The following is a 23,799-nucleotide window of genomic DNA, read 5'->3' on the forward strand; positions in this document are numbered from 1 at the left end:
AATATAGAATTGCAAGATAAGTTACCAAAATAATTATAACTTAATTCCATGACAATAAATACCCTAAGATGGTGTATCACCAAGCAATATCTATAATTATCCACAAAAAAACTGCCCTCCGTCCAGGGAGAGCAGCTTTAATCCAATGTATTATTCTTTCATGCCAAGCAGTTCATCGATCACATTGGCGACCTGATCGGCATATTTTTCACAATCCTCTTTGGTTGGTGCTTCCACCATCACTCTGACAAGCGGTTCGGTGCCTGACGGACGGACAAGCACACGGCCTTCGCCATCGAGTTCACGTTCGACACGCTCAATTTCTTCCTGGATCTTCGGATTAGTGATGGCATCATGCTTATCAACGACTCTGACGTTTTTAAGCACTTGCGGATAAATTTCCATTTCGTTTGCAAGCTCGGAAAGCGGTTTGCCTGTTTCTTTGATGACATTGACAAGCTGCAGAGCGGTCAGCATACCATCACCGGTTGTATTGTAATCAAGAAAAATAATATGTCCCGATTGTTCACCGCCAAGGTTATAACCGCCCTTGCGCATTTCTTCCATCACATAGCGGTCGCCAACCGATGTTTTATCACTGCGCATTCCATTTTCTTCCAGCGCTTTATAAAACCCGAGATTACTCATAACGGTTGAGACGACAGTGTTATGGCGCAGAAGCCCTTTCTGGTTCATATATTTGCCGCATATATACATAATCTGGTCTCCATCGACAATGTTACCTTTTTCATCAACCGCTATCAGGCGATCACCATCGCCGTCAAATGCAAGGCCTAATTCGGCTTCCTTTTCTTTTACAAATGCCTGCAATGCTTCCGGCTGTGTTGAACCGACACCGTCGTTAATATTCAAGCCGTCCGGCGATGAGCCGATCGAAACAATATCTGCTTCCAGATCAGCGAACAAATGCGTTGCAAGGCTGGAAGTCGCACCGTGTGCACAATCAAGGGCAATTCGCATATCTTCAAATTCGTTATCGATTGTATCTTTAAGGTAGGAAAGGTACTTTTGACCCCCTTCAAAATAGTCATTCATAATGCCAACATCGCCCCCAACGGGACGCGGCAAGTCATCTTCACCCTCCATAAGCGTTTCGATTTGGTTTTCTTCTTCATCGGTCAGTTTAAAACCATCCGGACCGAAAAACTTTATGCCATTATCCTCTACGGGGTTGTGCGAGGCAGAAATCATCACCCCTGCTTCAGCTTTTGTAGCTTTCGTGAGAAATGCCACACCAGGTGTGGAAATAACACCAAGCCGCATGACTTCAGCGCCAATCGAAAGCAGACCGGCAACGAGAGCCCCTTCTAGCATATTCCCGGATACCCTGGGATCTCTGCCAACCAGTATTTTGGGTTTTTCAGTGCCCTTTGTTAATGCATAACCGCCAAACCGGCCTAATTTATATGCCAACTCCGATGTTAATTCTGTGTTTGCAACGCCTCTGACACCGTCTGTTCCAAAATATTTTCCCATCTTGGTTTACCTCTCCTTTACAACCGTTTAACTGGAGGTCGTTAAAAATTTAGTGCGATTCTTTAGAGTTTAAATGATTGAGTACGTTAATTTCATGTAACTGACAGTGAAACCGCCACTCTACCCGGATGAAATCTCTGCTGTCACTTGTTCAAATTCCCCTTCAGCCTCAACGCTATCCGGGGACTCGATTGTAAGCGGAATATCATGCTGTCCTTCTGATAACCCCTCTGCGTCAATGACAGCCCGGAAATCCTCCGCCGAAAGTGAGCTGACATCTTCCTGATTGCCTGTTACGGTGATCGCCATTTCTTCATTTTCAGGCTCGACAAATGATATTTCCTGCCCGTCACCAAGGTTTTCCACTTCGATTGGAACGCTCTCGAATGTTCGTGTTTGTTCCAATTCAATCATCACTTCCACCGATTCAGGGTCCGCAATACTGACACCCTCCGGCAAATTCAGCCCGGCTTCTACAGCACCTGATTCGGTCACATCCGATAAATCAATTTCTTCAGTCGATACTTCTTCAATACCTTGCAGAACGTCATTTGTGGCAAAGATTTCGGCTTCTTCAGTCCCGGGCTCCATGGAAGACAACGAATACGCTTCCGCCAGCTCGCCTGTTGTTGCTACGCTTACAGGGACTGATTTACTCGGGTTATCGATATCGACCGAAGCATCCACCGTTTCCGGTTCAATGCGCACATTCAGCTCGTTACCGCCGGCATCATAAACCTTTACAGGGACTTCGCGATTATCGATTGGTTCGGTAATTCCAGCCATGTCAACAAATACTTTAACAATTGCAATTTGGTCAATCACGTCCTTTGAACTCGTAATCGTAACTTGTCCGGGACTTGTCTCTGTATTTCCAACCTCGTAACCATCAGGCATTTGATCCATATTAATATAATCCACAGCAATATCAAAATCCTCAGATGACCGCTCTTCAATCGTGACTTCAATTGTTTTCGGCTCGATATAGACATTCAGTTCATCGGAGACACCGGTGTGTTCCAATGTAACAGTATGCGTTCCCGCTTCAAGATCTTCCAGGTCTACAAATATGTCAAAGTTCTGCTGGCGGGCTGCAGGCGTCACTGATCCCGTAGTGCCTTCGAGTGTTACACTCGCAACTTCAGGTACACCACTTACAACATAATTTTCTTCGTCGATACGGATATTCACAGGAACGTTATCGACAGTCTGTACATCAGAGCCGGAACTTGGAAAAACACGCGAGTCATTCTGATACTGATCAATCTCAACTTGAACGAAAACATATAACGCCACAGCAAAAGCTAAGGAAATAGCACGGACAAACCATCGACTCTTAAACCAATTATCCATCATTATTCCCCCTCTGATGTCGTGACTTGGGTTCAGAGGCTCTCAAGGATGGCGCAAGCGCCTCACGCAAATAAGTTCGCAGTCCATCCTGATCGAGGTCACGCTTCAATTCGCCATTTTTCGTTACCGAGATATTGCCTGTTTCCTCAGAAACGACAATCGTGATCGAATCAGTGACTTCACTGACGCCCATTGCCGCCCGGTGCCTTGTCCCGAGCTCTTTTGAAATAAACGGGCTTTCTGATAATGGAAGATAGCAGGCTGCTGCAAAAATCTCTTCATCCTTTATTATGACCGCCCCATCATGCAATGGCGTGTTTGGTGTAAATATGTTTGTCAGCAACTGATGTGTCAGCGTTCCGTGAATTGGAATCCCTGTCTCGGCATAGTCGCCCATCCCGGTCTCCCTTTCAATGGTAATGAGCGCACCAATACGACGCTTGGCCATATATTGACATGATTGAACGAGTGCATTAATTTTTTGCTCCAGTATTTCCTCTTCGGACCGCGACCCTCTCGTAAACAAATTGCCACGCCCAAGCTGCTCGAGTGCCCTCCTAAGTTCAGGCTGGAATAATATGATAATGACAACAAAACCCCAGTTAATGACCTGGTTTGTCAGATATTGAATCGTATGTAACTCGAATAGAATGCTGATACCCCAGACGAGCAGGACAACCACAATGCCCTTTAAGAGCTGTATTGCCTTGGTGCCTCTGATCAGCATGATAATTTTATATAAAACATACCAGACGAGAGCAATGTCTACGCCGATTCGCAGTAATACAAGAAGGTCGAATCCCCCATCAAGCATGTTTACACTTCCTTCCGTCCTTGGTGTGCTTCCCTATCGAAAATAATACCTCTCCTATTATAGCATATTCTGCATGGTATCACCTAAAAAAAAGAGGGTCTGTCCCCCGCCGCTTTAAAGCATTAAAGTGGTAGGGGACAGACCCCGTATAGGTGACTGATTTGCCCCAGCGAAAAGATACTTTCCGTCAAATCTTTGAATCGGAACCAGAGCCATTCAAACATTTGATCAACATGGTGCAGTTCGCCGTTTATCTCACCGGTTGAAGCCATCAGCTCCGATCCTTCCGTTGGGTCCTCTTCAATCAAGTTTCCATTAACTAAATGAACGTCACCATCCACCGTCCCATCAACTCGCAAATCGCCATTTTTAACCACTAAATCACCCGAAACCGTTACATCCTCGGGCACAATGACTGTATCCCCGACAATTTCCAGGTTCTCCTGCTTGGAAACAACCAGTTCATTATCCGTATTCCAGCTTGATAAAATGCCGGTAAACATAAAAATAAAGAAAATAGCAGCTGACGTCAAAACAGGATGCATTTTGAACCAGCGCGTATACTTAACTCGCTTCTTTTCACGAGGGAGCTTTTGCATAACATTTTCAGTAAAATTATCCGGCGCTGTATGTTGCCCGGCACTTTTAACGAGTGTAATCGTGCGTTTCAGTTCATGGAAGTGTTTTTGGCAGGATTCACAATCTTCCAGATGAGCGCGTAATGTATCTTCTTCCTGTTTTGCTAAGCCGCCATCCAAATAATGATGCATCAGCTTAATATATTCCTGGCTGCAGCTCATGCGATCACACTCCTTTACACATGACGAAGCTTTTTCCGTAGAGCTTCGCGTCCTCGATGAATCCGGGTTTTTACCGTGCCAAGCGGAAGGTCGAGAATATCACTAATTTCCTGCAATGACAGTTCTTCCAAATATCTCAATACAATGACGCTCCGATATTTTGGTGGAAGCCCGTAAATCTCCCGGGTGATATAATCCTGAAGCTCCCTGCCCTGAACTTCCTCTTCCGGAAGCCGGTTATCGGCAGCAAGCTGCGAATACATATTCAGCCCTTCTGTACCTTTAATATCAGCATCCAGGTAATAGTCCGGTTTCCGTTTTCGTATTCGGTCGATCGTCAAATTGGTAGCAATCCGATAAAGCCATGTTGAGAATTTACGATTGTCATCAAACGAGTGGATATTGACGTATGCACGAATGAACGTCTCCTGACCTATATCTTCTGCTTCGTGCCTGTTGCCGAGCATACGATAACAATGCTGAAAAATCTTATGCTGGTAAAAGGAAACAATCTCTTCGTATGCCGATTGATCGCCCCGTTTCACCTGTTTTATTTTTTCCTTAATCTTCCGCTCCATCTTTTGTACCTCCGCGCACCATGCGGTATTATATGTACGGCCTAATACCGAAAAAGGTTTCAAAATTTTTGTGTGCTATTTATTTTTTTTTGACCCAAGCCATCATAACGACAATAAATTATCAGTTAAAAACTTAAAAGATAGTTTAGTGGGTCTTTTTTCCGGGTAATCTATTACTAATTATACTAAATTAGGAGGCGTTTTTGTGGCTCATCAGTCAATATTGTTAGAAAAAATAGAGAAATGCCGCCTTGAAATGTTGGAACTGAGCAAACAATATGGCTTAACGTCCACGCCCGTTGTTCAATCAAGCAAGCGGCTGGATGATTTGTTGAACCAATACGAGAATGCATAAGTAAATGGACACTTAAGGTATAGGATTAAACCGAAAAAAATAGTCCAAAATAGATTGGTATCAAATGAAAAGACACCCGCTTCAGGATGTCTTTCGTGCAAACAGATTTTTCTATTTAAGTTTCTCTCCGAATAATGAACCCATCAGACCAACTGCCATTGCGGCGGTTTTATTTTTATCATCAAGAATCGGGTTCACTTCAACAAATTCAGCTGATGTGAGGATGTCTGCTTCTGATAACATCTCCATGGCCAAATGGCTTTCGCGGTAGGAAAGACCGCCTATCACCGGGGTGCCGACACCTGGTGCTTCCTCAGGATCAAGTCCATCCAAATCGAGGCTCAAATGCACGCCGTCAGTCCGCGCTTTCAAGTAATCGATTGTTTCAGCCATTACTTGCGGCATGCCCATCCGATCGACTTCATGCATCGAATAGACGGTTATCCCTTTTTCACGGATCAATTCTTTTTCGCCCGGGTCGAGGGATCGTGCGCCGACGATAACGATATTCTCAGGCTTGACTTTTGGTGCATACTCATGGATATTCGTCAGTTTTTCATGGCCGATGCCGAGGCTTACTGCGAGTGGCATCCCATGGATATTGCCGGACGGTGACGTTTCACCTGAATTTAAATCGCCATGGGCGTCATACCAGATAACACCTAGATTATCGTAATGTTTAGCGGTTCCTGCCAAACTGCCGATCGCTATGCTGTGATCGCCTCCCAGCACCAGCGGAAAACGGTTCTTGCCAATTTCTTCATCGACCATTTCTGCAAGCTTTTTGTTGCATTCGTGTACTTGCTGGAGATTTCGCAAATTGCCTTCCTGGATCTGTTCTTTGCTGTCAGGACGCGAGACGGCTACATCCCCCAAATCCGCTATATTATAGTTTAAGTTTTCAAGCGTTTCGATGACACCTGCGTAGCGGATGGCACTTGGTCCCATATCAACTCCGCGCCGGCTTTGCCCCAGATCCATCGGCACACCAATAATCGACATATTCGTTTGCATAACGCACCCTCCTCTGCCGTCTATTTTAGCCAAAAAAAGAACAATGACTCAACCCGGCAAGAAAATGCATATATATACATTCACCAAACTAAAAAAGCAGAATTGGCTTTCTTAAGCCAATCCTGCTTGTTATATTTTAACAGCACCATTTGTGGAAACTGTGATATCGAGCGGTTTGATGCCTGCTGCTTTCCATGCGCTCATGAGTTCCTCTGCTTTTTCACGCGTTGGCATAAAAGCAATGCCGCAATCTCCGCCACCGGCACCTGAAGGCTTACCGGCACCGCCAAAGTCTTCGGCGAGATCGCACAATGTTTTTAACAATGGTGTTTCGATATCAACATTCGCATCTCTTCCAACGGCAGCAAGCGCACGCCGGTTTTGTTTTGTTCCGTCAATAATCGCACTGGGCTCATTCGCTGCCATGCCGTCTAAAAACGTGCTGACCGCCGTTCTGCTGTCTGCCATGAATTGCTCATACAACTTCCGGTTGTCCGTCTTAAGCTGCAAAATACCCTGGACCAATTGATGTGTCGATGCAGGCGAGCCAGTCCATCCGATACACATATGGATGTTATCGGGCAATTGTATCGGGTTAACACGGAAATACGGCCAGTCCTTATTAACGAGTTCCGTTACACTGGACGACGCATTGTACGCCTCGCGCAGCCAGTCTGCCTGAAACGAAGCATACTGCAGAACACCGCCGAAAGATGATGCCGCAACGTCTGCCCCTGAGCCGCTCCCTTGTGTTTTCACATGCGAAATGGCCGCTAATTTAAAAATCAGCTTTTTGGATGGTTTTTCGGGCCAAAATCGCTTTAAAATCGCTGCCACCACAGAGGTGACAACGGCCGCACTCGAACCGAGACCATATTTTCTTCCTGATGCATCATCGAGCTCGCTGCGGACGAAAAGATGAAATGGCGCCAGTTCAACGTTATTCTCGCTTAAATATGTATAGACGATATTCATTGCTTCTTCGACAAATCGAACACGCCTGTCATCTGTTTTGACCTGGACAGCACCGGATTCGTAGACCCAGGGCATGGCATCTAAATCAAACGACTCAAGCGTCAGCCGGTTTTCGCTCGTATCCTTTAATGTCGCGTATACAAAGCGATCGACTGCTGTTACAACTAATTTTTGATACTTTTCCAGCACGGCAAATTCCCCGGCAACCATCAACTTTCCGGGGACTTTAATTGTTAAAGGTGACTCAGGCAACATGTTCAACCCCTATACGTAGGATACGCCCTGACCGGGTCTGCTTACTTTAATGTCATGAACGCCAGGCACGTCTTGAAGTGTGTTTCGGATGGTCTCTTCGTGTTCCGGTGTATAAAGCACTTTAACATTCGGTCCCGCATCAATTGTGAAAAATGCCGGAACACCTTCTGAACGTAGCTTGCGAACAGTCTCCATAATGGCCAACGTGGTGCTTTGCCAGTACGAAAACGGCGGATTGGCGGCCAAAGTGGTCGCGTGCATCCGCAGACAATTCGCTTCAGCTATTTCGCCCACTTTTTCAAAGTCCTTTTCAGCAATACCTGCTTTAATCGCTTCAAGATCATCCGGAATGCTCTCCACCCAGGCAGAATAGAACGTGGACGTTTCAACCGTTCGCTTCATCCCTTCCCTGCTCAAAACTTTCTTTTCATCCGAGGAGAGCACCACAGCAGCAACCCTGAGGTCCCAATGGTCAGCTGGTGCGATTTGGATCGCATATGAATCCGATCCGTCAGCCTCCGCACCTTTTTCCCACTCAACAAAACCGCCATAGACCGAGCGGCAGGCGGAACCGGATCCTTGCCGTGTCAAAATGGAGAGCGCCTGCGCATTATCAGGCAAGCCAATTGCCCGTGAAGCGGCAGCAGCCAGCGCTGCGAAACCTGAAGCAGATGAAGCAAATCCCGCTGCAGTCGGTACATGGTTGGTTGAATGCACATAAGCAAACGCATCAGGTCGGCCCGCTGCTTTGCGTATCCGGTCGAGAAATGCGCTTACCCGGTGGTGTTCTGCACCTTCAACCAGTCGGTCATTTAAATAAAACTGATCAGCCGTTAAACTATCCTGAAAATCAACGGTTGTCGTCGTATAGAAACCATCCAATGTCAGTGACAGGCTGTTATTCATTGGCAAAATCAGTGACTCGTCACGTTTTCCCCAATATTTGATAAGGGCAATATTTGTATGGGCTTTTGCTGTTGCTTTCATGATATAACCCCTTTAGTATTCGTGGGCCTGTTCAAAAAACGAGGTAAAATGACTTAAGTCGCTTCACGGTCATTTTACCTTTAAGTTGAACAGGTAATTTTTAATCTGCTTGTTTGCTGCCTAATGAGAAGGACCATACAGCATGTGCACCAAATTTTTTCAGTTTTTCACACAGCTGTTTTGAGTGCACTTCATTTTTAGCGAGTGCAATGACACAGCCGCCATTGCCGCCGCCTGTTAATTTAGCACCCAGAGCACCTTCCTGGCGTGCGATATAGATCAGACGGTTCAATCCTGCATCGCTCACACCCAATGCTTCCAGTTCTTTTTGCGCTTCATTCAGCATATTGCCGAGAACATGTTTGCTCGCCGTCTCGAGCGCTGTTCGGGCACGATGCGTCAGTTCTCCCAGCCGCTCGAGCTTTCGGTGAATCCGTCGTGGTGCTGATTTCAGCAAATTCGTGACCGATTCCACCGCAAGACGCGTATCCCCCATTCTGCCGGAATCGGCAACAATGAAATGGAAGTCGCCCTGCGGCTCAATCATGTCAAACGGCTCATCTTTTTCATACCAGACAGGCATCTCAGAGGTGATCGTCAGCGTATCAATCCCGCTCGGCTCCCCGTGCGCATGCCGTTCTGAAATATCAGCGAGACGCAGAATATCCGCCATTTCATAACCTTGCTCCGCGTAGGCAAAAAGTGAGCGGATAACTGCAACCGATACCGAGGCGCTTGAACCAAGCCCCTTTCCAGGCGGTATTGAGGATTTTATCCGGATAAGCAGGTTTTCACAAGGTATCTCAAGATAATCCAGCGTTTCTCTGATACACGCGGTCAAACCGTTCAGCGCATCAGGAGCTGAATCAATTGGACCATGATAAAATGTGCTGTCAATTTTCACTGAACCAGGCACATAATCAACAATCGATTCAACGCCGACGTGCGGAAATGGAAGGGAAATGGCAGGTTGTCCGTGCACAACTGCATGTTCACCAATTAAAATCAACTTGCTATGAGCTACACCAATAGCTGTTTGTACTGAAGTTGTCGCTTTTTCGATGCTCATTTTTTATATTCTTCCACCAATTCTTTAGCTTTTCCGACACGGATTTCTTTCTCATCAATTAACCGTTGTGAGATCATATCTATCATCTCCCCTGTGGCTCCTGCTGCAATGGCAACAGAGCGAGAATGTAGTGCCATATGCCCCTTCTGGATGCCATCTGTCGCCAATGCTTTCAGCGCTCCCAGATTTTGGGCAAGTCCTACAGCCACAATGACTTGCGAAAGTTCGCGGGCTGAATCAACATTCAACAGTTTATGGGCAAGTTTGGCAATCGGGTGCACTCGAATTGAGCCGCCGACAGTCCCAACCGACATCGGCAATTCCAATTCACCGACTAAATTTCCCTGTTCATCTTTATACCACGTTGTCATCGATGTATACATGCCGTCGCGTGCAGCATGCGCATGCGCACCTGCTTCAACCGCCCGCCAGTCATTGCCGGTCGCAATAACAACCGGGTCTATCCCGTTCATAATACCTTTGTTATGGGTGACAGCCCGATACGGATCAGACGCGGCAAATTCATACGCATGAATCACCCCATCACGCACTTCTTCCCCGGAAAAATCACCGGTTTCAAGCAACTCCGGCGGTATAACACATCGGGCGCTTGCCAGACAACGTTCAGGATAATTAGACAAAATTCGCAAGTAAACCTTTCCCCCGGTCAATTCCTCAACAACCGGCGCAAGCGACTCAGCCATCGTATTAATCATGTTGGCTCCCATCGCATCGCATGTGTTGACGTAAAGATGAAGGACAAGCATCTTGCCGTATTGTGAATCGGATTCTTCATTTATCAGACGAACTTCCAGATCCTCGGCACCCCCGCCGCGTTCCTGCAGGCTTGGGTACGCATTGTTGGCAGCTTCAAGCAGCATGGCTTTTTCGTTTAGTATGGCCGCTTTTGCTTCATTAAAATCAGCACAGCCGACAACTTGAATCTGACCGGTCATGACGCGATCGGTTGCTTCGGCGGTAAACCCACCATTATTCCTGACAATTTTCGCAATATGGCTTGCTGATGCCACAACTGATGGCTCCTCTATTGCCATTGGGATACAATATTCTTTCCCGTTTATAAGGAAATTCAATCCCATCCCCAATGGAAGCGGAAACGTGCCAATTACATTTTCGATCATGTTATTGGCTGTATCGATCGGCAGCGGCTCTTTGGAAAATAAATAAGCCGCATCCTCTTCGGTAAACATATCCATTGAAGCAAGCAATTTTCGGCGTTCTTCAACTGTCATATTATAAAAGCCGGGAATTCTGGACGTTTCCATACCAATTCATCCTTTTTTATAACCACCGTATTATATGTGAATGCCAAAGTTTTTGAAACAAATTACTGTTTCTATTATGTAAAAAAACAGCATAAAATGCAAATAAACAAGGCTGTTAACATCATAACAACCTTGTTTATTTGCCTAATCGTCGGTTATGTAATTTGCTAACGTTTTTTAGTCAGATGAGCCATGGAGGATTCGAACCTCCGACCCTCTGATTAAAAGTCAGATGCTCTGCCAGCTGAGCTAATGGCTCACGTATATTATTGATAAAATATTTTTATTTAAAAAAACTGCCGGAAATAAAAAAAGCTGGGCTAGCTGGATTCGAACCAGCGAATCACGGGATCAAAACCCGATGCCTTACCGCTTGGCTATAGCCCAATAGAAAGTATGGTGGAGGGGGAGAGATTCGAACTCCCGAACCCTGAGGGAGCGGATTTACAGTCCGCCGCGTTTAGCCACTTCGCTACCCCTCCGTAAATAGTGTTCGTATTAATGATTTGTTTTATACATGGAAAATAAATGGTGCCGGCCAGAGGACTTGAACCCCCAACCTACTGATTACAAGTCAGTTGCTCTACCAATTGAGCTAGACCGGCAAAAATATAAATTATTGTTTTAGTGGCATGTTCATTTTCGATGTGTGGAAGTTATTCCGTTGAAATGGTGGAGGATGCTGGGCTCGAACCAGCGACCCCCTGCTTGTAAGGCAGGTGCTCTCCCAACTGAGCTAATCCTCCAATGGTGACCCGTACGGGACTCGAACCCGTGTTACCGCCGTGAAAGGGCGGTGTCTTAACCGCTTGACCAACGGGCCATAAAGGGCGTGTACCATGTTTCGAAAAAACATAGCGAAAACCGACAAATTTTATTATATACAGCTTACCCCTCTTTGTAAAGAGGTAAAGGAAAATTTTTATTCCCAATTTCGTTTTTTCATTTTATACTGAAGTTAACCTTCAATCAACGGGGGGATAAAACAATGGAGCGTATTTTCCTTGAAGAGCATGGCGAACCGTTTACGGCGTTCGGTGCAAGTCATTTAGCTGCGTTATTCATTTATTTTGCCGGAATAGTCGTGTTTCTCATATTTTCCAAAAAGATCACAGGTAACACGTTGGCTTACAGCATCATCCGCTGGAGTTTGTTTAGCCTGCTGATATTATCCGAAGTTAGTTATCAGACCTATACCGCACTTAACGGCATCTGGAGTTTGGCAGATCATATCTTTCTCCACCTTTGCGGCATAGCCGGAATAACCGGCGCTATTGCTCTCATCACGCATAATAAAATGCTGATCCAGATAACGTTTTTCATCGGGCTTGTCCCCGCGTTTCTGGCATTGCTCACCCCTGAGTTGCCATATGACCTGCCGCACTACCGTTATATAAAATTTTTCATTCATCATACTGTGATTTCGTGGACGAGTCTATTTTTAGTCGTTACAAGCGGCGTAACGATCTCATTTAAATCGTTCCTGAAAACATATGGTTTGTTGTTAGTTTATGCTGCGGTTATCGGCTTTCTGGTTAACCCGCTGTTGGGATCCAACTATTTATATTTAGCGCATACACCAACGGCGAATACACCGCTTGACCTGCTCGGTAGCGGCGTCTGGTATTATATCAATTTATGTGTGCTTGCATTTGTCGTCTTTGCGGTGCAATTCTTGGCCTATCGTTTTTTCACGCGCAAATCACCTAAGCGCTAAGTGTATATAAAAGCGACTACCCAGACGATCACAACCACCGGTAACGAAGTGTAAAGTGTGCGCCATACGCTCATGCCATGTTTTTTGACTAGAAATATCGCCACAAACACTTCCATAATCGTAACAACAATGGCGAGTATGATAAGGATTGAGAAAGCTTGCAATGTCGATTCTTCCTCTCGTTACAGACTTGTTTCCGTTATTAGACCTTTCTCTTTGTTTAGTTTCACAGGTTACTCAGGCATTTGGCAAATCGGGAATGTCAGACAATATATCGTTCATTGAAAAGGAAACGCATTGAACGCGAGGAGATGTGACTGTTTCATCTTCCTGGTAAATTTCTTTTAAGTCATAGTGCTTCCCATTTAATGTATACTGCTCAAGCGCCTTCTGCACCGGGTCGACCAGCCAATATTCAGCTATACCATATTTAGCATACGTTTCCATTTTTTCCATGCGGTCACGCTTAACAGACGATGGCGACAGTACCTCGACGGCTAAATCAGGGCTGCCTTCAACCCCTTTACCAGTTACAATCTTAAGCCTTGTTTTATGAATCATAACGAGATCAGGCTGCCTGACTTCATGCTCAGACAGTATCACATCAATCGGCGCAATCAATGTTATATAATCGTTTTGGCAGCTTTGAATCAGCAGCTTAGATAAATACTGACTCAGCAATTGATGCACCGGATGCGGAGAAGGAGATATAGCCTGCAACACACCGTCAGCCAGCTCATAACGCATACCATCATCCGGAAGATCGGCATACTGATCATAAGTCATTGGTGGCTCTTTGGCTTTATCGGGATATTTTTTATGGGTCATGTATATCCCCACCTTTTATCTTCGTTTTTAGTCTAGCAGAAGGCTGTAAGGAACCTCATTTCAACTGTTTCTTTCTGACTTCTTCAACGTTATTATTATGCATTTCCCTAAATAGTTCCATCTTAATTTTTTCGTTTTCCTCATAACCAAATAATCTATTTAACAACATATCAATAGTATTATTTGGATCGTGTATTAATAACCCATACTTATTATTTAATTCATATTCCCGAAAATAATCATTGTATATTATTCTAATTAACACTTGATGATCCTCCAACGAGGCAAAAAGTATTTTTGGCTTAGCCTGAAGGGGTATGAATTCTCCATTTTTAGAACGGTCAAACATCGTAATATCAAACAATAGATAATTTAACGAGATAACATATTTTGACATAAAATCCTCTGCAGTTATACCTTTTGGCAATACAAATAAATCGACTCTAGCATTTCTGAGTCCTTTGTCGATTTTTATCATTTCATCTTCATTGTTGTTAAATGATAGATCTTTGTTAATTCTATAACCAAGATTGTTTGGAATATAAAGGCTTAGAATAGGGAAAGCAAATAGATCATTTTGATTAATAGTACCGTTATGACGTACTGGTATAGCAATCCTTTTTTGTTTACCAATTCCTTCCCTTTTGAAGTTGAGTAAAGGTGCTTTAATTTCTCCATTTTTTCTAAAATAAAAACCATGCCAAGATACTGCGTTCATTTTTAAGGGAAATGGCATTTTTCCACATTCTGTTTGCAAATATACGTCATCAAATAGACTATTCTTTGCTGCATCGATCATAATATCTAATTCTCCATTTGCATCTTGATAACGCACAGAAGGTTGCTTCATTTTTATTGTTAAAACGTTAATTCCGTTATACATAAGTTTCAATTTACCCAAGGCTACTCCCCATTTTCCAGTTTTTCATTCTTTTATATTTTGCTTACAAAAAACTCCCTAGCATGAGAAAAAATTACTTACTCTATCCATTAAATTTTTAATTTCAAAAAATAATTCCCTATAACCATTAATACGTAAATTATAACACAGCTCTCCACAACTGGATGAACTAAAATAATCTCTTATTTTTTTATTAATTTCTACTACAGAAGTATATCCAGTATTAACTGAAGGAAAATCTAAAGGCTTATTATGGCTAAAAATTTCTAGTTCGAAAATGTTTGCATCCTTTATTATGTGAATATCAAAATTATTTGGCATATCATCACCTCTAACTGTTTTTATTCTGCCTCTATAATAAACTACTTTGTCTAATAAGTCATAGAGCCAGGCATAGCGGGAAAGAGACTGTGGAAACCTTCTCTCTGAGATGAGGGCAACCCCTGCTAAGTAATAGCGAATTTCTTTAGATTTCTCTCAATTACTTTGCTTTCTACCTTACTATGTGTCACTGCCAATTTTAAATTTAAAATTAACGTAAAAAGACCCAAAGTAAGATTGGGTCTTTTTACGTTATAACTATTGCAACAACTGCAATACGCCTTGTGGTTGTTGGTTGGCTTGCTTCGCCGCTATGTCTTTCGATCATAGAATAGACTATATCTTCACCCTTTGTTTTCGGTTTGTCATTCGACAAAAACCGGGAAGTGACAGGCACTTCCAAAAGGGGCTGGGCACTTCGAATGGCTATTGCCACCCTACGAATCTCATTGCCTTAAGTTTAACTGTTAGGCAGTGCATTCTAGTCGTTGAACCTTCGCCAGGTTTTCACCACAGGCGCTTGGCTGCTGATTATCCATTGTCTTCATTGTTTTGTTTTTTGGACCGTCACGTCTGCTGTTTCCAGCTGCGTTGTGGTACAAAACACTTTAGGAAGTTCCAGCAATTCACCCAGTTATGCTCTAATCTGTTACCAGATCAGACGCCCTTTCCCATCAAATTACTGAAGAAGCTGTAAAACTCCTTGAGGTCTTTGCTGGGCTTGAGCCAACATGCTTTGTGCCGCTTGTGAAAGGATATTGTTCTTTGTGAACTCCATCATTTCTGACGCCATGTCAACGTCACGGATACGTGATTCTGCAGCAGTTAAGTTTTCTGCAGATGTGCTAAGGTTGTTAATTGTGTGATCAAGACGATTTTGGACCGCGCCGATTTCTGAGCGCTGGGCAGAAACATTATCAATTGCTGTTTGGATTGTTTCAATTGCTGAGTCAGCTGTTTCTTGAGTGGAAATGTTGATTCCAACCTCATAGGTACCATCTTCTTTTGCTTCCAAAGCTTCAGCGCCCTCTTTAGCTTTGATAGTGAAAGTTTCAGGAGTGTCACCATTACTTTGAGCTGTAACATCATTTATGTTATATACGGCAGTGTTACCACCATCGTCAACCTCCACGGCCACTATATCGTCACCATTTTTATAGACAGTTTCTTCAGTAAAAGACTCACCATCAATTTCGATATCTTCTTGAGCAGATTCAAGTTCTGTTAAGCCACTCACGCCCAGTGCCTCGGCACTCATATCATCAATTCCAACTGATATATTTTGCCCTTCATTAGCACCAATATGAAAAGTTAATTCACCTTCGCCACTTAAATCGCCATTTATCAAGTTTTTTCCGTTAAACTGTGTCTCTTCAGATATGCGACTTAACTCCTCAGTTAATTGGTCAATTTCATTTTGTAGTGCGTCGCGTTCTTGCTGCGTATTTGAATCGTTCGCGCTTTGAACGGCCAGTTCATTCATACGCTGCAGGATAGCGTGTGATTCATTCAAAGCCCCTTCTGCCGTCTGGGTCATTGAGATGGCGTCCTGCGCGTTCTTCTCGGCCATTTCCAACCCGCGAATCTGTCCGCGCATTTTTTCGGAAATTGCCAGGCCTGCTGCGTCGTCGCCTGCTTTGTTGATGCGAAGCCCTGAGGAAAGCTTTTCCAGGTTTCCTTGTGTCGCCTTGTTGTTCTGCGCCAGCTGATTTTGCGTATTCAGCGCCGCAATGTTGTGATTAATTTGCATAATCGATCTACCTCCGTGTTTTTTGTTTTACTAGCAAGACCTGTCCTTGTGAAATGCTAGTGTATGATCATCTTCCATGATGATCTTAACCTTTATATCGGCAGCTTCATCGATTGTTTAAGTTTTTTCGCAAAGATTTTCTTCGCCCGCTTGAAAATATTGAATAATTTTGCCCTCTCGAAAATATAGATAGCAGTGGAGCAAAATTTCTATCGATAAGGATGGGTGATTCCATGGACGAGAACGAACACAAAGATGAGAATAAATCCGCAAACGAGCAAAATGAACGCGGCCACAATCCTAAACAGGAGCAGCTTGATCAATACCGTGAACAAAATACCGGTCCGGGCAAGAAAATGACGACGGATGCAGGCACGAGAGTTTCCAACGATCGGTGGAGTTTAAGGGCTGGAAGGCGCGGGCCCGGTTTGTTGCAGGATTTCCACTTTTATAAAAAACAGACGCATTTCAACCGGGAGCGCATTCCGGAAAAAGTTGTGCATGCCCGAGGGTTTGGTGTGTATGGTGATTTTGAAGCTTACAAGTCAATGCGGCACGTGACGCGCATGCATTTTTTGCAGGAGCCCGGTCGCAAAACGCCGGTATTTTGCCGGTTTTCCAACTTCATCGGCAATCGGGGGTCGAAGGATACGGCGGTTGATATTCGCGGATTCGCCGTTAAGTTTTACACGCAGGAAGGGAACTACGATATGCTGGCGCTTCAATTTCCTGTGTTTATCCTCGCAGACGGCATGAAATTTATGGACGTCACCCATGCTGCCAAACCAAACCCGGTCACCCATGTGCCGCAAGCGACCGTTGCGCATGATAATTTCTGGGACTATGTTGCCAATAATCAGGAGTCGGCGCATATGGTGATGTGGCTGATGTCCATGCGGGGACGTCCGAGAAGCTGGCGCATGATGGCAGGCTGGCCAATCAATACATTCCGTTTTATAAATGAAAACGGCAAATCAACGTTTGTACGGTTTAAATGGATTCCTAAACTTGGTGTGCATTCACTGCTGCTTGATGAAGCAAATATTATCGGGGGTGTCGATCCGGATTTCCACCGGCGGGATATTATTGAAGCGATTGAGAAAGGCTTTTATCCGGAATATGAACTGGGCGTACAGATGGTCAGCGAGGAAGATGAACATAAGTTTCACATTGATGTGCTCGATGATACAAAATTATGGCCCGAGGAAGAAGTCCCTGTTCAAGTGATTGGTAAAATGACGTTGAATCGGCTCGTTGACAACTTTTTTGCCGAAGAGGAACAGTCAGCTTTTGACCCAGCAAACGTCGTCCCCGGCATCGATTTCACCAATGATCCTGTTTTGCAGCCAAGGGCCATGGCATACCGGGACACTGAACTGCACCGCCACCACTCGGCCAACTTTGAAAATCTTCCGGTTAACAAGCCAATTGTCGAGAAAAACTATAATCTGCGGCAAAGCTATCTGAGACACCGGATTGATGTTGATTCGGTCCATTACCATGAAAATTCTTTAGCAGGCAACACACCGGCAGAAGCCTCGCCTGAAGAAGGCGGCTACACGGCCTATCCCGGTGACGTCGAAGGGCATATTACACGGGACCGACCTGGCGCGTCATTCTTTGATTTCTTCACACAAGCCCGGCTTTTCTGGAACAGCTTATCCCAAGTCGAAAAGCAGGACCTGACTGATACATTCATTTTTCATCTCGGTTATGTCAAAAGTAAGTCCGTCCGACAGCAAAATGTGGAGATGTGGGCAAACGTCGATCGTGAAATGGCGTGCACCATTGCCGATAATATCGGCGTCGAACCGCCAAAAGGCACAAATGTAGATGTGACAAAGAGCTCACCATCGATCAGCCAGGCAAACACACCGCATTATGCCGCGACTCAGAAGGTCGGCGTGCTCATCGATGACGGTTTCAACAGTGAAGAAGTCAAACGAACGCTCGATCACCTGCATCATTGCGGAGTATTTATGGAAATTGTCAGCGAAAAACTCGGAACCATTACCGGATCAGACGGCATGAAAATTGAAGTGAATGAAACATTTAAAACAACCTATCCTGTTCTGTATGACTCATTGTATGTGGTAGGCGGAAGAGCTGAGAATAAAGCTAAATTCACTCAAAACATGCTCGATTTCGTCAATGATGCTTATAAACGCTATAAACCCATCGGCGTAGCAACAACCGGCAGCGAATACATTCAATCCTCAAATGCGAATAATCTGGCAGGCGTTATCTTTGCCGCCAATAACCAAAACTTTGCCGATGATTTCGTAAAAGCCATTGCTCAGCAACGTTTCTGGAACCGGACTTAATAGAAAGGTATGACAGGGACATAAGCATACTTATGTCTCTGTTTTTATTTGGTTAGGAAAACCGAAATATAGTATTTCAACACAAAAAACGCTCCACCCTAATTGGATCAAGCGTTTACCGTCCTCTCTGCCGTCCCTTTAACTACTTTTTCCGGTATGAGGAATCTGTCCCTTTGTCCCTGGTTTCTGTTGGTACTTCTTCGTCGTCCATGATGGCGTTTGTTGATTTTTTAAATTCGCGAAGGGTCTGTCCAAATGCACTGCCAATCTCGGGTAACTTTCTTGGCCCGAAAATGATTAGTGCTAATAGGAGAATTAGAATTAAACCGGGAATACCAATTGTTGAAAGCCCCATGCTCCCACCTCCGATTCCGAAAGTTATGTGTCCTTTTCTTGTTAATCTTTTAACCTGCCTGCCAATCGCTGATTTTTCAACCCGAAAGTGTCATTCTGGTATATTAGTCTCCCCCACAGCGCTCGATTGTATTCACTCAATTTCGAAGCATCCCTGTCAGACTATAAATGTAGACCTAGTCGTGTGTCGCCTGCTCAACATAATTCGACAAGTGATGTTTAATTTTTTTTAAATGGTTAACGATGGTAATATTCATTTTCGTTACGATAACTATTTTACTTTACAGGAGGGTTAAAAGATGGCTGAAAAAAAGGAAAAAAATAAAGCAACTACGCGGAGGGATTTTCTTAAAAAATCCGGTTATGTAACGGGTGGTTTGATTGGTGGCAGTGTTTTAGGCGGCGTCATCGGGAGTGAACTTTGGAACAAAGAAACGGATTCTGACGTTGCAACCGAGGGAACACAACAGCATGATCAGGCATTACAATACTTCAAGAATCGAGCGAATTTCGATATATTGTCGCAAGCAACGGAGCGAATTTTTCCCGAAGATGAGAATGGACCGGGTGCGATTGGGTTAGGCGTGCCTTACTATATTGACCATCAACTGGCAGGATTGTGGGGAATCAACGCGAGAGAGTACAGGCAAGGACCTTTCTATAAAGGGGAGCCGAATCAAGGTTATCAATCGCAATTAAAGTATCATGAAGTTTTCGATTTAGGAATTGAAGCACTGGAAAAGTATAGTCAATCGACCTTTAATCAAAGATTTACAGAATTAGAAGCCGAACAGCAAGATGAGGTGCTAATGGCTTTTGATGATAATGAAGTGAATATGTCTGTTATTTCCTCCAGCCTCTTCTTTGAGCTTTTACGTACGTTGACTTTTGAGGGAGCTTATGCAGATCCGCTTTATGGTGGAAATAAAGATATGCAAGGCTGGCGAATGAAAGAATATCCAGGTGTGCAGTTGAGTTATACAGATCAAATTAAATCCGAAGACTTTATTGAGATTGAACCAGCAAGCTTGCATGATACATTTAACACATAATTAAACGGACGTGTTTGAACTGCGGAATAAATAGGACCGTGCCATCGGGGCTGCAAGACGTGAATAGTTGAAAAAGGAGTGTATAATGGTTATGGTTACGAAACTTCCTAAAACAGATGTTGTAACAGTAGGTGTAGGTTGGACAGGTGGTATTATAGCTGCTGAGTGCAGTAAAGCAGGATTAAAAGTTGTCGGATTAGAGCGTGGCAGAAATCGCAGAACTGAAGATTTTTCGATGAAACATGATGAGCTCCGTTATGCACTGCGATATGAAAATGGGCAGGATTTATCCAGACAAACACTAACATTCAGAAATAATCGCAATCAACGGGCGCTACCAATGCGTCAATTCGGGTCTTTTCTGTTAGGTGAGGGTGTTGGGGGTGCCGGCACGCATTGGAATGGGCTGACAGATCGCTATTCACCCTATGATTTTGAAATCAGATCAAACACAATTGAAAAATACGGGGAGAACAAAATACCTGATGGATTAACTATCCAGGATTGGGGAATCACCTATGACGAAATCGAGCCATACTATGTAAAATTTGAGAAGATGGCTGGTATTTCGGCTGACGAGACCCCGCTTCGTGGAGAACGCTCGGAGCCCTTTCCAAATCCGGCAATGAAAAGCACGCCAGCGATGGATCTATTTATAGAAACAACGTCAAATATGGGACTGGATCCGTTTGTCATGCCTGCAGCTAATAACTCTCAGCCTTATGAAAATCCAGATGGCCAGCAGTTAGCCGCTTGTCAATATAATGGGTTTTGCGAACGGTTCGGCTGTGAGTACGGGGCAAAAGCGAGTCCAAACGTAACGGTTATTCCAACCGCGGAAGCTACCGGGAACTTTGAACTTCGCCCTAATTCTGAAGTAATCGAAGTGTTGCATGACGGGGAAAAAGCAACAGGCGTTCTGTATGTGGACAGGCGTACAGGTGAGCGATTTGAACAACCGGCAGAAGTTGTTGCACTAACAAGTTATACGTTTAATAATACACGCTTGTTGCTCGCTTCAGAACTTGGCACGCCATATAATCCCGAAACACAACGGGGGACGGTCGGAAAGAATTACTGTTACCAAGTGATCGTAGGTACGGACGGGTTTTTCGATGATAAGAAGTTTAACCTTGCCATGGGCTCGGGCGGGCTGGCTGCGACAATAGATAATTTTAATGCAGATAACTTTGATCATACAGATCTTGACTTCCTGCACGGTGGTAACATACTCATGGGACAATATGCAAAAAGACCAATTGCTAACAATCAAGTTCCACCTGGCACACCAAAATGGGGAAAAGAATTTAAAGAACAGTCGATTAAATACTTTAACCGGTCAATCAATGTTTATACGTATGGCGCATGTTTGCCGCATGTGAATAATTATTTGGATTTAGATCCGACATACAAAGATATACACGGTTATCCACTTATTCGGATGACGTTCGATTATTCGGATTCTGATCGAAAACGAGGTCACTTCCTGAATGAACAAACGAAGAAAATCATGCAGGAAATGGGAGCAACGCATGTCTCTGAGAATGAATCAATGGAACATTATGACATAACAGAATACAAAGCGACACATAATACAGGCGGTGTCATCATGGGAGCAGATCCTGAAACGTCAGCTGTCAATTCTTATCTACAAATGTGGGAAGCGGATAATGTGTTTGTCGTCGGTGGCTCAGCATACCCCCATCAAAGTGGTTACAATGCGACTGAAACGTTAGGAGCACTTGCTTATCGAGCATCAGAAGGAATCATCGACTACAGTAAAAATGGCGGATCGCTTGTATGAGAGAGCAGAATTAGGGAGCTGTCTTGTTCGGCTTTAGCCTTTTTATGACCATCCAATAAAAGCACATTGACCTTTCAAAGAGGAATGTGCTTTTGGTTCGAAAAGTGCGTGGTAGAGCGCTTTTTCTTTTTAAAAGAAAAATGCTTACGTATAGATTATTTTACCAATACATAAGTGAAAAAACATCTTAAAAGCGATTCTTTTCGTATGACTTCATAAAAAATGGTTAGGCTATCTTGAAGAAGTTAGCTATGACAAGACGAGGAGGATTGTAGATGACGACGAAAATTCTATCCAAATTAGGTGCCCCTATTTTAGCATTATCACTTGTTACGGCTTGTGGCGGTACAGCCGAAGAACAAACCCCGGTCGAGAATGAAACACCAATAAATCAGGAAGAGTATAACGGTATAGACATTGAACCCACTGAAAATGAAATGAATGATGACTTTGGTAAGGAACTCGATGAGGATATGCATATGGAAGACGACATACCGGAAAATCATCTAGAAAAGGACGAAGAAACAGAGAGTGAAGATTAATGGTTTGGGGGGACAGTCCCCGGTCGGGGGACTGTCCCCCTTGGAGTCCGAGGTGCTACAAAAGTTAGAGTATATATTATGCAGCTAATTGACTGGTGAGGTTACGGTATTGGACCGGACTTTTGCCAGTTAATTTTTTCTTCATACGTTTATTATGATCGTAATCTATTTATGTCTTGAGTTTTATTGTCATACCTCAAATGAACATATCGGTATTCGTAATCGAGATAACTTTTATGAATGGATAAGGAATTACAGGAAGTATTGAGAAACGGGTTTTGAGCCGATTGGGCGACCTATTATAAAGGAAGAAAAACGCCGACAACGAATGAAAAAGCAGACAAGTTAAGCGTCTTGGTGTGCGTGTAAACGCATGTTAGAAGTTTGTTTAGAAGAATTTAAAAAAGCTCTTGCCCTAAATTTGGCAAAAGCCTTTTGCGAGAAGAGCTTCCAGCCGGACTCGAACCGGCGACCTCTTCCTTACCATGGAAGCGCTCTACCGACTGAGCTATGGAAGCATAAAAATGGCTCCACAGGCAGGATTCGAACCTGCGACTAATCGGTTAACAGCCGACCGCTCTACCACTGAGCTACTGTGGAATAGGTTAAAATATGTAAGGTATTATCACTATACCAGTTATCATCAGCGTGTTGCAAGCCTTCTTGATTCAGATAGACGTGCTGTTATTAAGCTTAAAAGCAAAAAATATAGTAAAATGCCTGGCGGCGTCCTACTCTTGCAGGGGTCAGACCCCAACTACCATCGGCGCTGGAGAGCTTAACTACTGTGTTCGGCATGGGAACAGGTGTGACCTCTCCGCTATCGCTACCAGACTTGCACAACTTAGGTCGTTCGGTGTTGTTCACAGGATGTGAACGATTTTAACCGAACTTCCTTGTGAATTTTTTAGAGTTTGCACCCTGAAAACTAAATAAGAGCGTTAGTCGACATTCAACGTGGTTGTGGGTTAGTTAAGTCCTCGATCGATTAGTATCCGTCAGCTCCACGTGTCGCCACGCTTCCACCTCGGACCTATCAACCTCATCGTCTCTGAGGGATCTTACTCACTTAACGTGATGGGAAGTTTCATCTTGAGGGGGGCTTCATGCTTAGATGCTTTCAGCACTTATCCTTGCCACACGTAGCTACCCAGCTGTGCTCCTGGCGGAACAACTGGTACACCAGCGGTGTGTCCATCCCGGTCCTCTCGTACTAAGGACAG

General features: G+C 44.2%; 22 protein-coding genes, 8 tRNA genes and 2 rRNA genes. 6 read left to right on the forward strand and 26 right to left on the reverse strand.

Annotation, left to right across the window (positions count from 1 at the left end):
• Positions 1-150: 150 nt before the first annotated feature.
• The 5 genes from glmM to sigW all read right to left on the reverse strand — a co-directional run bounded on the left by glmM (position 151) and on the right by sigW (position 5,042).
• Entirely contained in the window at positions 151-1,497 is a 1,347-nt protein-coding gene (gene glmM / locus BMZ22_RS12835) for a phosphoglucosamine mutase (RefSeq protein ID WP_090086228.1), read from the reverse strand.
• Between the two features lie 120 nt (positions 1,498-1,617).
• Positions 1,618-2,850, reverse strand: coding sequence for a CdaR family protein (locus BMZ22_RS12840; RefSeq protein WP_090086230.1), 1,233 nt, complete (start codon positions 2,848-2,850; stop codon positions 1,618-1,620).
• On the reverse strand, positions 2,843-3,664 hold the full coding sequence (gene cdaA, locus BMZ22_RS12845) for a diadenylate cyclase CdaA (RefSeq protein WP_090086233.1): 822 nt from the start codon (positions 3,662-3,664) through the stop codon (positions 2,843-2,845). Before cdaA ends, BMZ22_RS12840 begins: the two co-directional genes overlap by 8 nt.
• Positions 3,665-3,786: 122 nt before the next feature.
• Entirely contained in the window at positions 3,787-4,464 is a 678-nt protein-coding gene (locus BMZ22_RS12850) for a zf-HC2 domain-containing protein (RefSeq protein WP_090086235.1), read from the reverse strand.
• Between the two features lie 14 nt (positions 4,465-4,478).
• The gene (sigW, locus tag BMZ22_RS12855; RefSeq protein WP_090086237.1) at positions 4,479-5,042 is read right to left on the reverse strand and encodes an RNA polymerase sigma factor SigW; all 564 of its coding nucleotides are present in this window, start codon (positions 5,040-5,042) and stop codon (positions 4,479-4,481) included.
• A gap of 205 nt (positions 5,043-5,247) precedes the next feature.
• Here sigW and BMZ22_RS12860 point away from each other — a divergent pair, with 205 nt between their 5' ends.
• Positions 5,248-5,397, forward strand: coding sequence for an aspartyl-phosphate phosphatase Spo0E family protein (locus BMZ22_RS12860; protein WP_245745415.1), 150 nt, complete (start codon positions 5,248-5,250; stop codon positions 5,395-5,397).
• Positions 5,398-5,508: 111 nt separating this feature from the next.
• Here BMZ22_RS12860 and rocF read toward each other — a convergent pair whose 3' ends face one another.
• The 11 genes from rocF to BMZ22_RS12915 form a co-directional block, all read right to left on the reverse strand.
• Complete coding sequence (gene rocF, locus BMZ22_RS12865; RefSeq protein WP_090086239.1) at positions 5,509-6,411, reverse strand: arginase; 903 nt, start codon at positions 6,409-6,411, stop codon at positions 5,509-5,511.
• 129 nt (positions 6,412-6,540) lie between these two features.
• Positions 6,541-7,641, reverse strand: coding sequence for a phosphomevalonate kinase (locus BMZ22_RS12870; RefSeq protein WP_245745417.1), 1,101 nt, complete (start codon positions 7,639-7,641; stop codon positions 6,541-6,543).
• Positions 7,642-7,650: 9 nt separating this feature from the next.
• The gene (gene mvaD, locus BMZ22_RS12875; RefSeq protein ID WP_090086241.1) at positions 7,651-8,628 is read right to left on the reverse strand and encodes a diphosphomevalonate decarboxylase; all 978 of its coding nucleotides are present in this window, start codon (positions 8,626-8,628) and stop codon (positions 7,651-7,653) included.
• Positions 8,629-8,728: 100 nt separating this feature from the next.
• Positions 8,729-9,697, reverse strand: coding sequence for a mevalonate kinase (gene mvk / locus BMZ22_RS12880; protein WP_090086243.1), 969 nt, complete (start codon positions 9,695-9,697; stop codon positions 8,729-8,731).
• Positions 9,694-10,983 carry a hydroxymethylglutaryl-CoA reductase, degradative gene (locus tag BMZ22_RS12885; RefSeq protein ID WP_090086245.1) on the reverse strand — a complete coding sequence of 430 codons (1,290 nt, stop codon included), beginning with the start codon at positions 10,981-10,983 and terminating at the stop codon, positions 9,694-9,696. Before BMZ22_RS12885 ends, mvk begins: the two co-directional genes overlap by 4 nt.
• Before the next feature lie 186 nt (positions 10,984-11,169).
• Positions 11,170-11,242: transfer RNA gene (locus BMZ22_RS12890), tRNA-Lys, on the reverse strand.
• A 56-nt stretch (positions 11,243-11,298) separates the two neighbouring features.
• A tRNA-Gln gene (locus BMZ22_RS12895) sits at positions 11,299-11,370 on the reverse strand.
• 10 nt (positions 11,371-11,380) lie between these two features.
• Positions 11,381-11,465, reverse strand: a tRNA-Tyr gene (locus tag BMZ22_RS12900).
• Positions 11,466-11,512: 47 nt separating this feature from the next.
• Positions 11,513-11,588: transfer RNA gene (locus BMZ22_RS12905), tRNA-Thr, on the reverse strand.
• A gap of 65 nt (positions 11,589-11,653) precedes the next feature.
• Positions 11,654-11,729: transfer RNA gene (locus tag BMZ22_RS12910), tRNA-Val, on the reverse strand.
• A gap of 2 nt (positions 11,730-11,731) precedes the next feature.
• Positions 11,732-11,806, reverse strand: a tRNA-Glu gene (locus tag BMZ22_RS12915).
• Between the two features lie 165 nt (positions 11,807-11,971).
• Here BMZ22_RS12915 and BMZ22_RS12920 point away from each other — a divergent pair.
• Complete coding sequence (locus tag BMZ22_RS12920) at positions 11,972-12,700, forward strand: YwaF family protein (RefSeq protein ID WP_090086248.1); 729 nt, start codon at positions 11,972-11,974, stop codon at positions 12,698-12,700.
• Here BMZ22_RS12920 and BMZ22_RS17145 read toward each other — a convergent pair.
• From BMZ22_RS17145 to BMZ22_RS12940, 5 genes are all read right to left on the reverse strand, one after another.
• Positions 12,697-12,864 carry a hypothetical protein gene (locus tag BMZ22_RS17145; protein ID WP_218144058.1) on the reverse strand — a complete coding sequence of 56 codons (168 nt, stop codon included), beginning with the start codon at positions 12,862-12,864 and terminating at the stop codon, positions 12,697-12,699. The two genes, BMZ22_RS12920 and BMZ22_RS17145, sit on opposite strands and share 4 nt — an antisense overlap.
• Positions 12,865-12,937: 73 nt before the next feature.
• A complete protein-coding gene (locus BMZ22_RS12925) occupies positions 12,938-13,528 on the reverse strand; it encodes a Uma2 family endonuclease (RefSeq protein WP_090086250.1) in 591 nt (196 codons plus the stop codon).
• 55 nt (positions 13,529-13,583) lie between these two features.
• Entirely contained in the window at positions 13,584-14,429 is an 846-nt protein-coding gene (locus tag BMZ22_RS12930) for a hypothetical protein (RefSeq protein ID WP_090086252.1), read from the reverse strand.
• Between the two features lie 57 nt (positions 14,430-14,486).
• Entirely contained in the window at positions 14,487-14,750 is a 264-nt protein-coding gene (locus BMZ22_RS12935) for a hypothetical protein (RefSeq protein WP_090086254.1), read from the reverse strand.
• 679 nt (positions 14,751-15,429) lie between these two features.
• Positions 15,430-16,500, reverse strand: a complete 1,071-nt coding sequence (locus tag BMZ22_RS12940; protein WP_090086256.1) for a flagellin N-terminal helical domain-containing protein — start codon at positions 16,498-16,500, stop codon at positions 15,430-15,432.
• Between the two features lie 233 nt (positions 16,501-16,733).
• Here BMZ22_RS12940 and BMZ22_RS12945 point away from each other — a divergent pair, with 233 nt between their 5' ends.
• Positions 16,734-18,824, forward strand: a complete 2,091-nt coding sequence (locus tag BMZ22_RS12945) for a catalase (RefSeq protein ID WP_090086258.1) — start codon at positions 16,734-16,736, stop codon at positions 18,822-18,824.
• Positions 18,825-18,966: 142 nt separating this feature from the next.
• On the opposite strand, the gene tatA is transcribed toward BMZ22_RS12945, so the two are convergent.
• Positions 18,967-19,179: a twin-arginine translocase TatA/TatE family subunit gene (gene tatA, locus BMZ22_RS12950; protein WP_090086260.1), complete on the reverse strand. Its 213-nt coding sequence runs from the start codon at positions 19,177-19,179 to the stop codon at positions 18,967-18,969.
• 298 nt (positions 19,180-19,477) lie between these two features.
• Between tatA and BMZ22_RS12955 the strand changes: the two genes are divergently transcribed.
• The 3 genes from BMZ22_RS12955 to BMZ22_RS12965 all read left to right on the forward strand — a co-directional run bounded on the left by BMZ22_RS12955 (position 19,478) and on the right by BMZ22_RS12965 (position 22,576).
• Positions 19,478-20,230 carry a gluconate 2-dehydrogenase subunit 3 family protein gene (locus tag BMZ22_RS12955; protein WP_090086262.1) on the forward strand — a complete coding sequence of 251 codons (753 nt, stop codon included), beginning with the start codon at positions 19,478-19,480 and terminating at the stop codon, positions 20,228-20,230.
• A gap of 91 nt (positions 20,231-20,321) precedes the next feature.
• On the forward strand, positions 20,322-22,034 hold the full coding sequence (locus BMZ22_RS12960; protein ID WP_090086296.1) for a GMC family oxidoreductase: 1,713 nt from the start codon (positions 20,322-20,324) through the stop codon (positions 22,032-22,034).
• Positions 22,035-22,309: 275 nt separating this feature from the next.
• A complete protein-coding gene (locus tag BMZ22_RS12965) occupies positions 22,310-22,576 on the forward strand; it encodes a hypothetical protein (protein WP_090086264.1) in 267 nt (88 codons plus the stop codon).
• Positions 22,577-23,021: 445 nt separating this feature from the next.
• Here BMZ22_RS12965 and BMZ22_RS12970 read toward each other — a convergent pair.
• The 4 genes from BMZ22_RS12970 to BMZ22_RS12985 form a co-directional block, all read right to left on the reverse strand.
• Positions 23,022-23,094 (reverse strand) — tRNA-Thr (locus BMZ22_RS12970).
• Between the two features lie 7 nt (positions 23,095-23,101).
• Positions 23,102-23,176, reverse strand: a tRNA-Asn gene (locus BMZ22_RS12975).
• A 118-nt stretch (positions 23,177-23,294) separates the two neighbouring features.
• Positions 23,295-23,410 (reverse strand): 5S ribosomal RNA (rrf, locus tag BMZ22_RS12980).
• Positions 23,411-23,544: 134 nt separating this feature from the next.
• Positions 23,545-23,799, reverse strand: a 23S ribosomal RNA gene (locus tag BMZ22_RS12985); the annotation flags it as partial.

Source organism: Lentibacillus persicus, assembly GCF_900112705.1.
GTDB lineage: Bacteria > Bacillota > Bacilli > Bacillales > Amphibacillaceae > Lentibacillus > Lentibacillus persicus.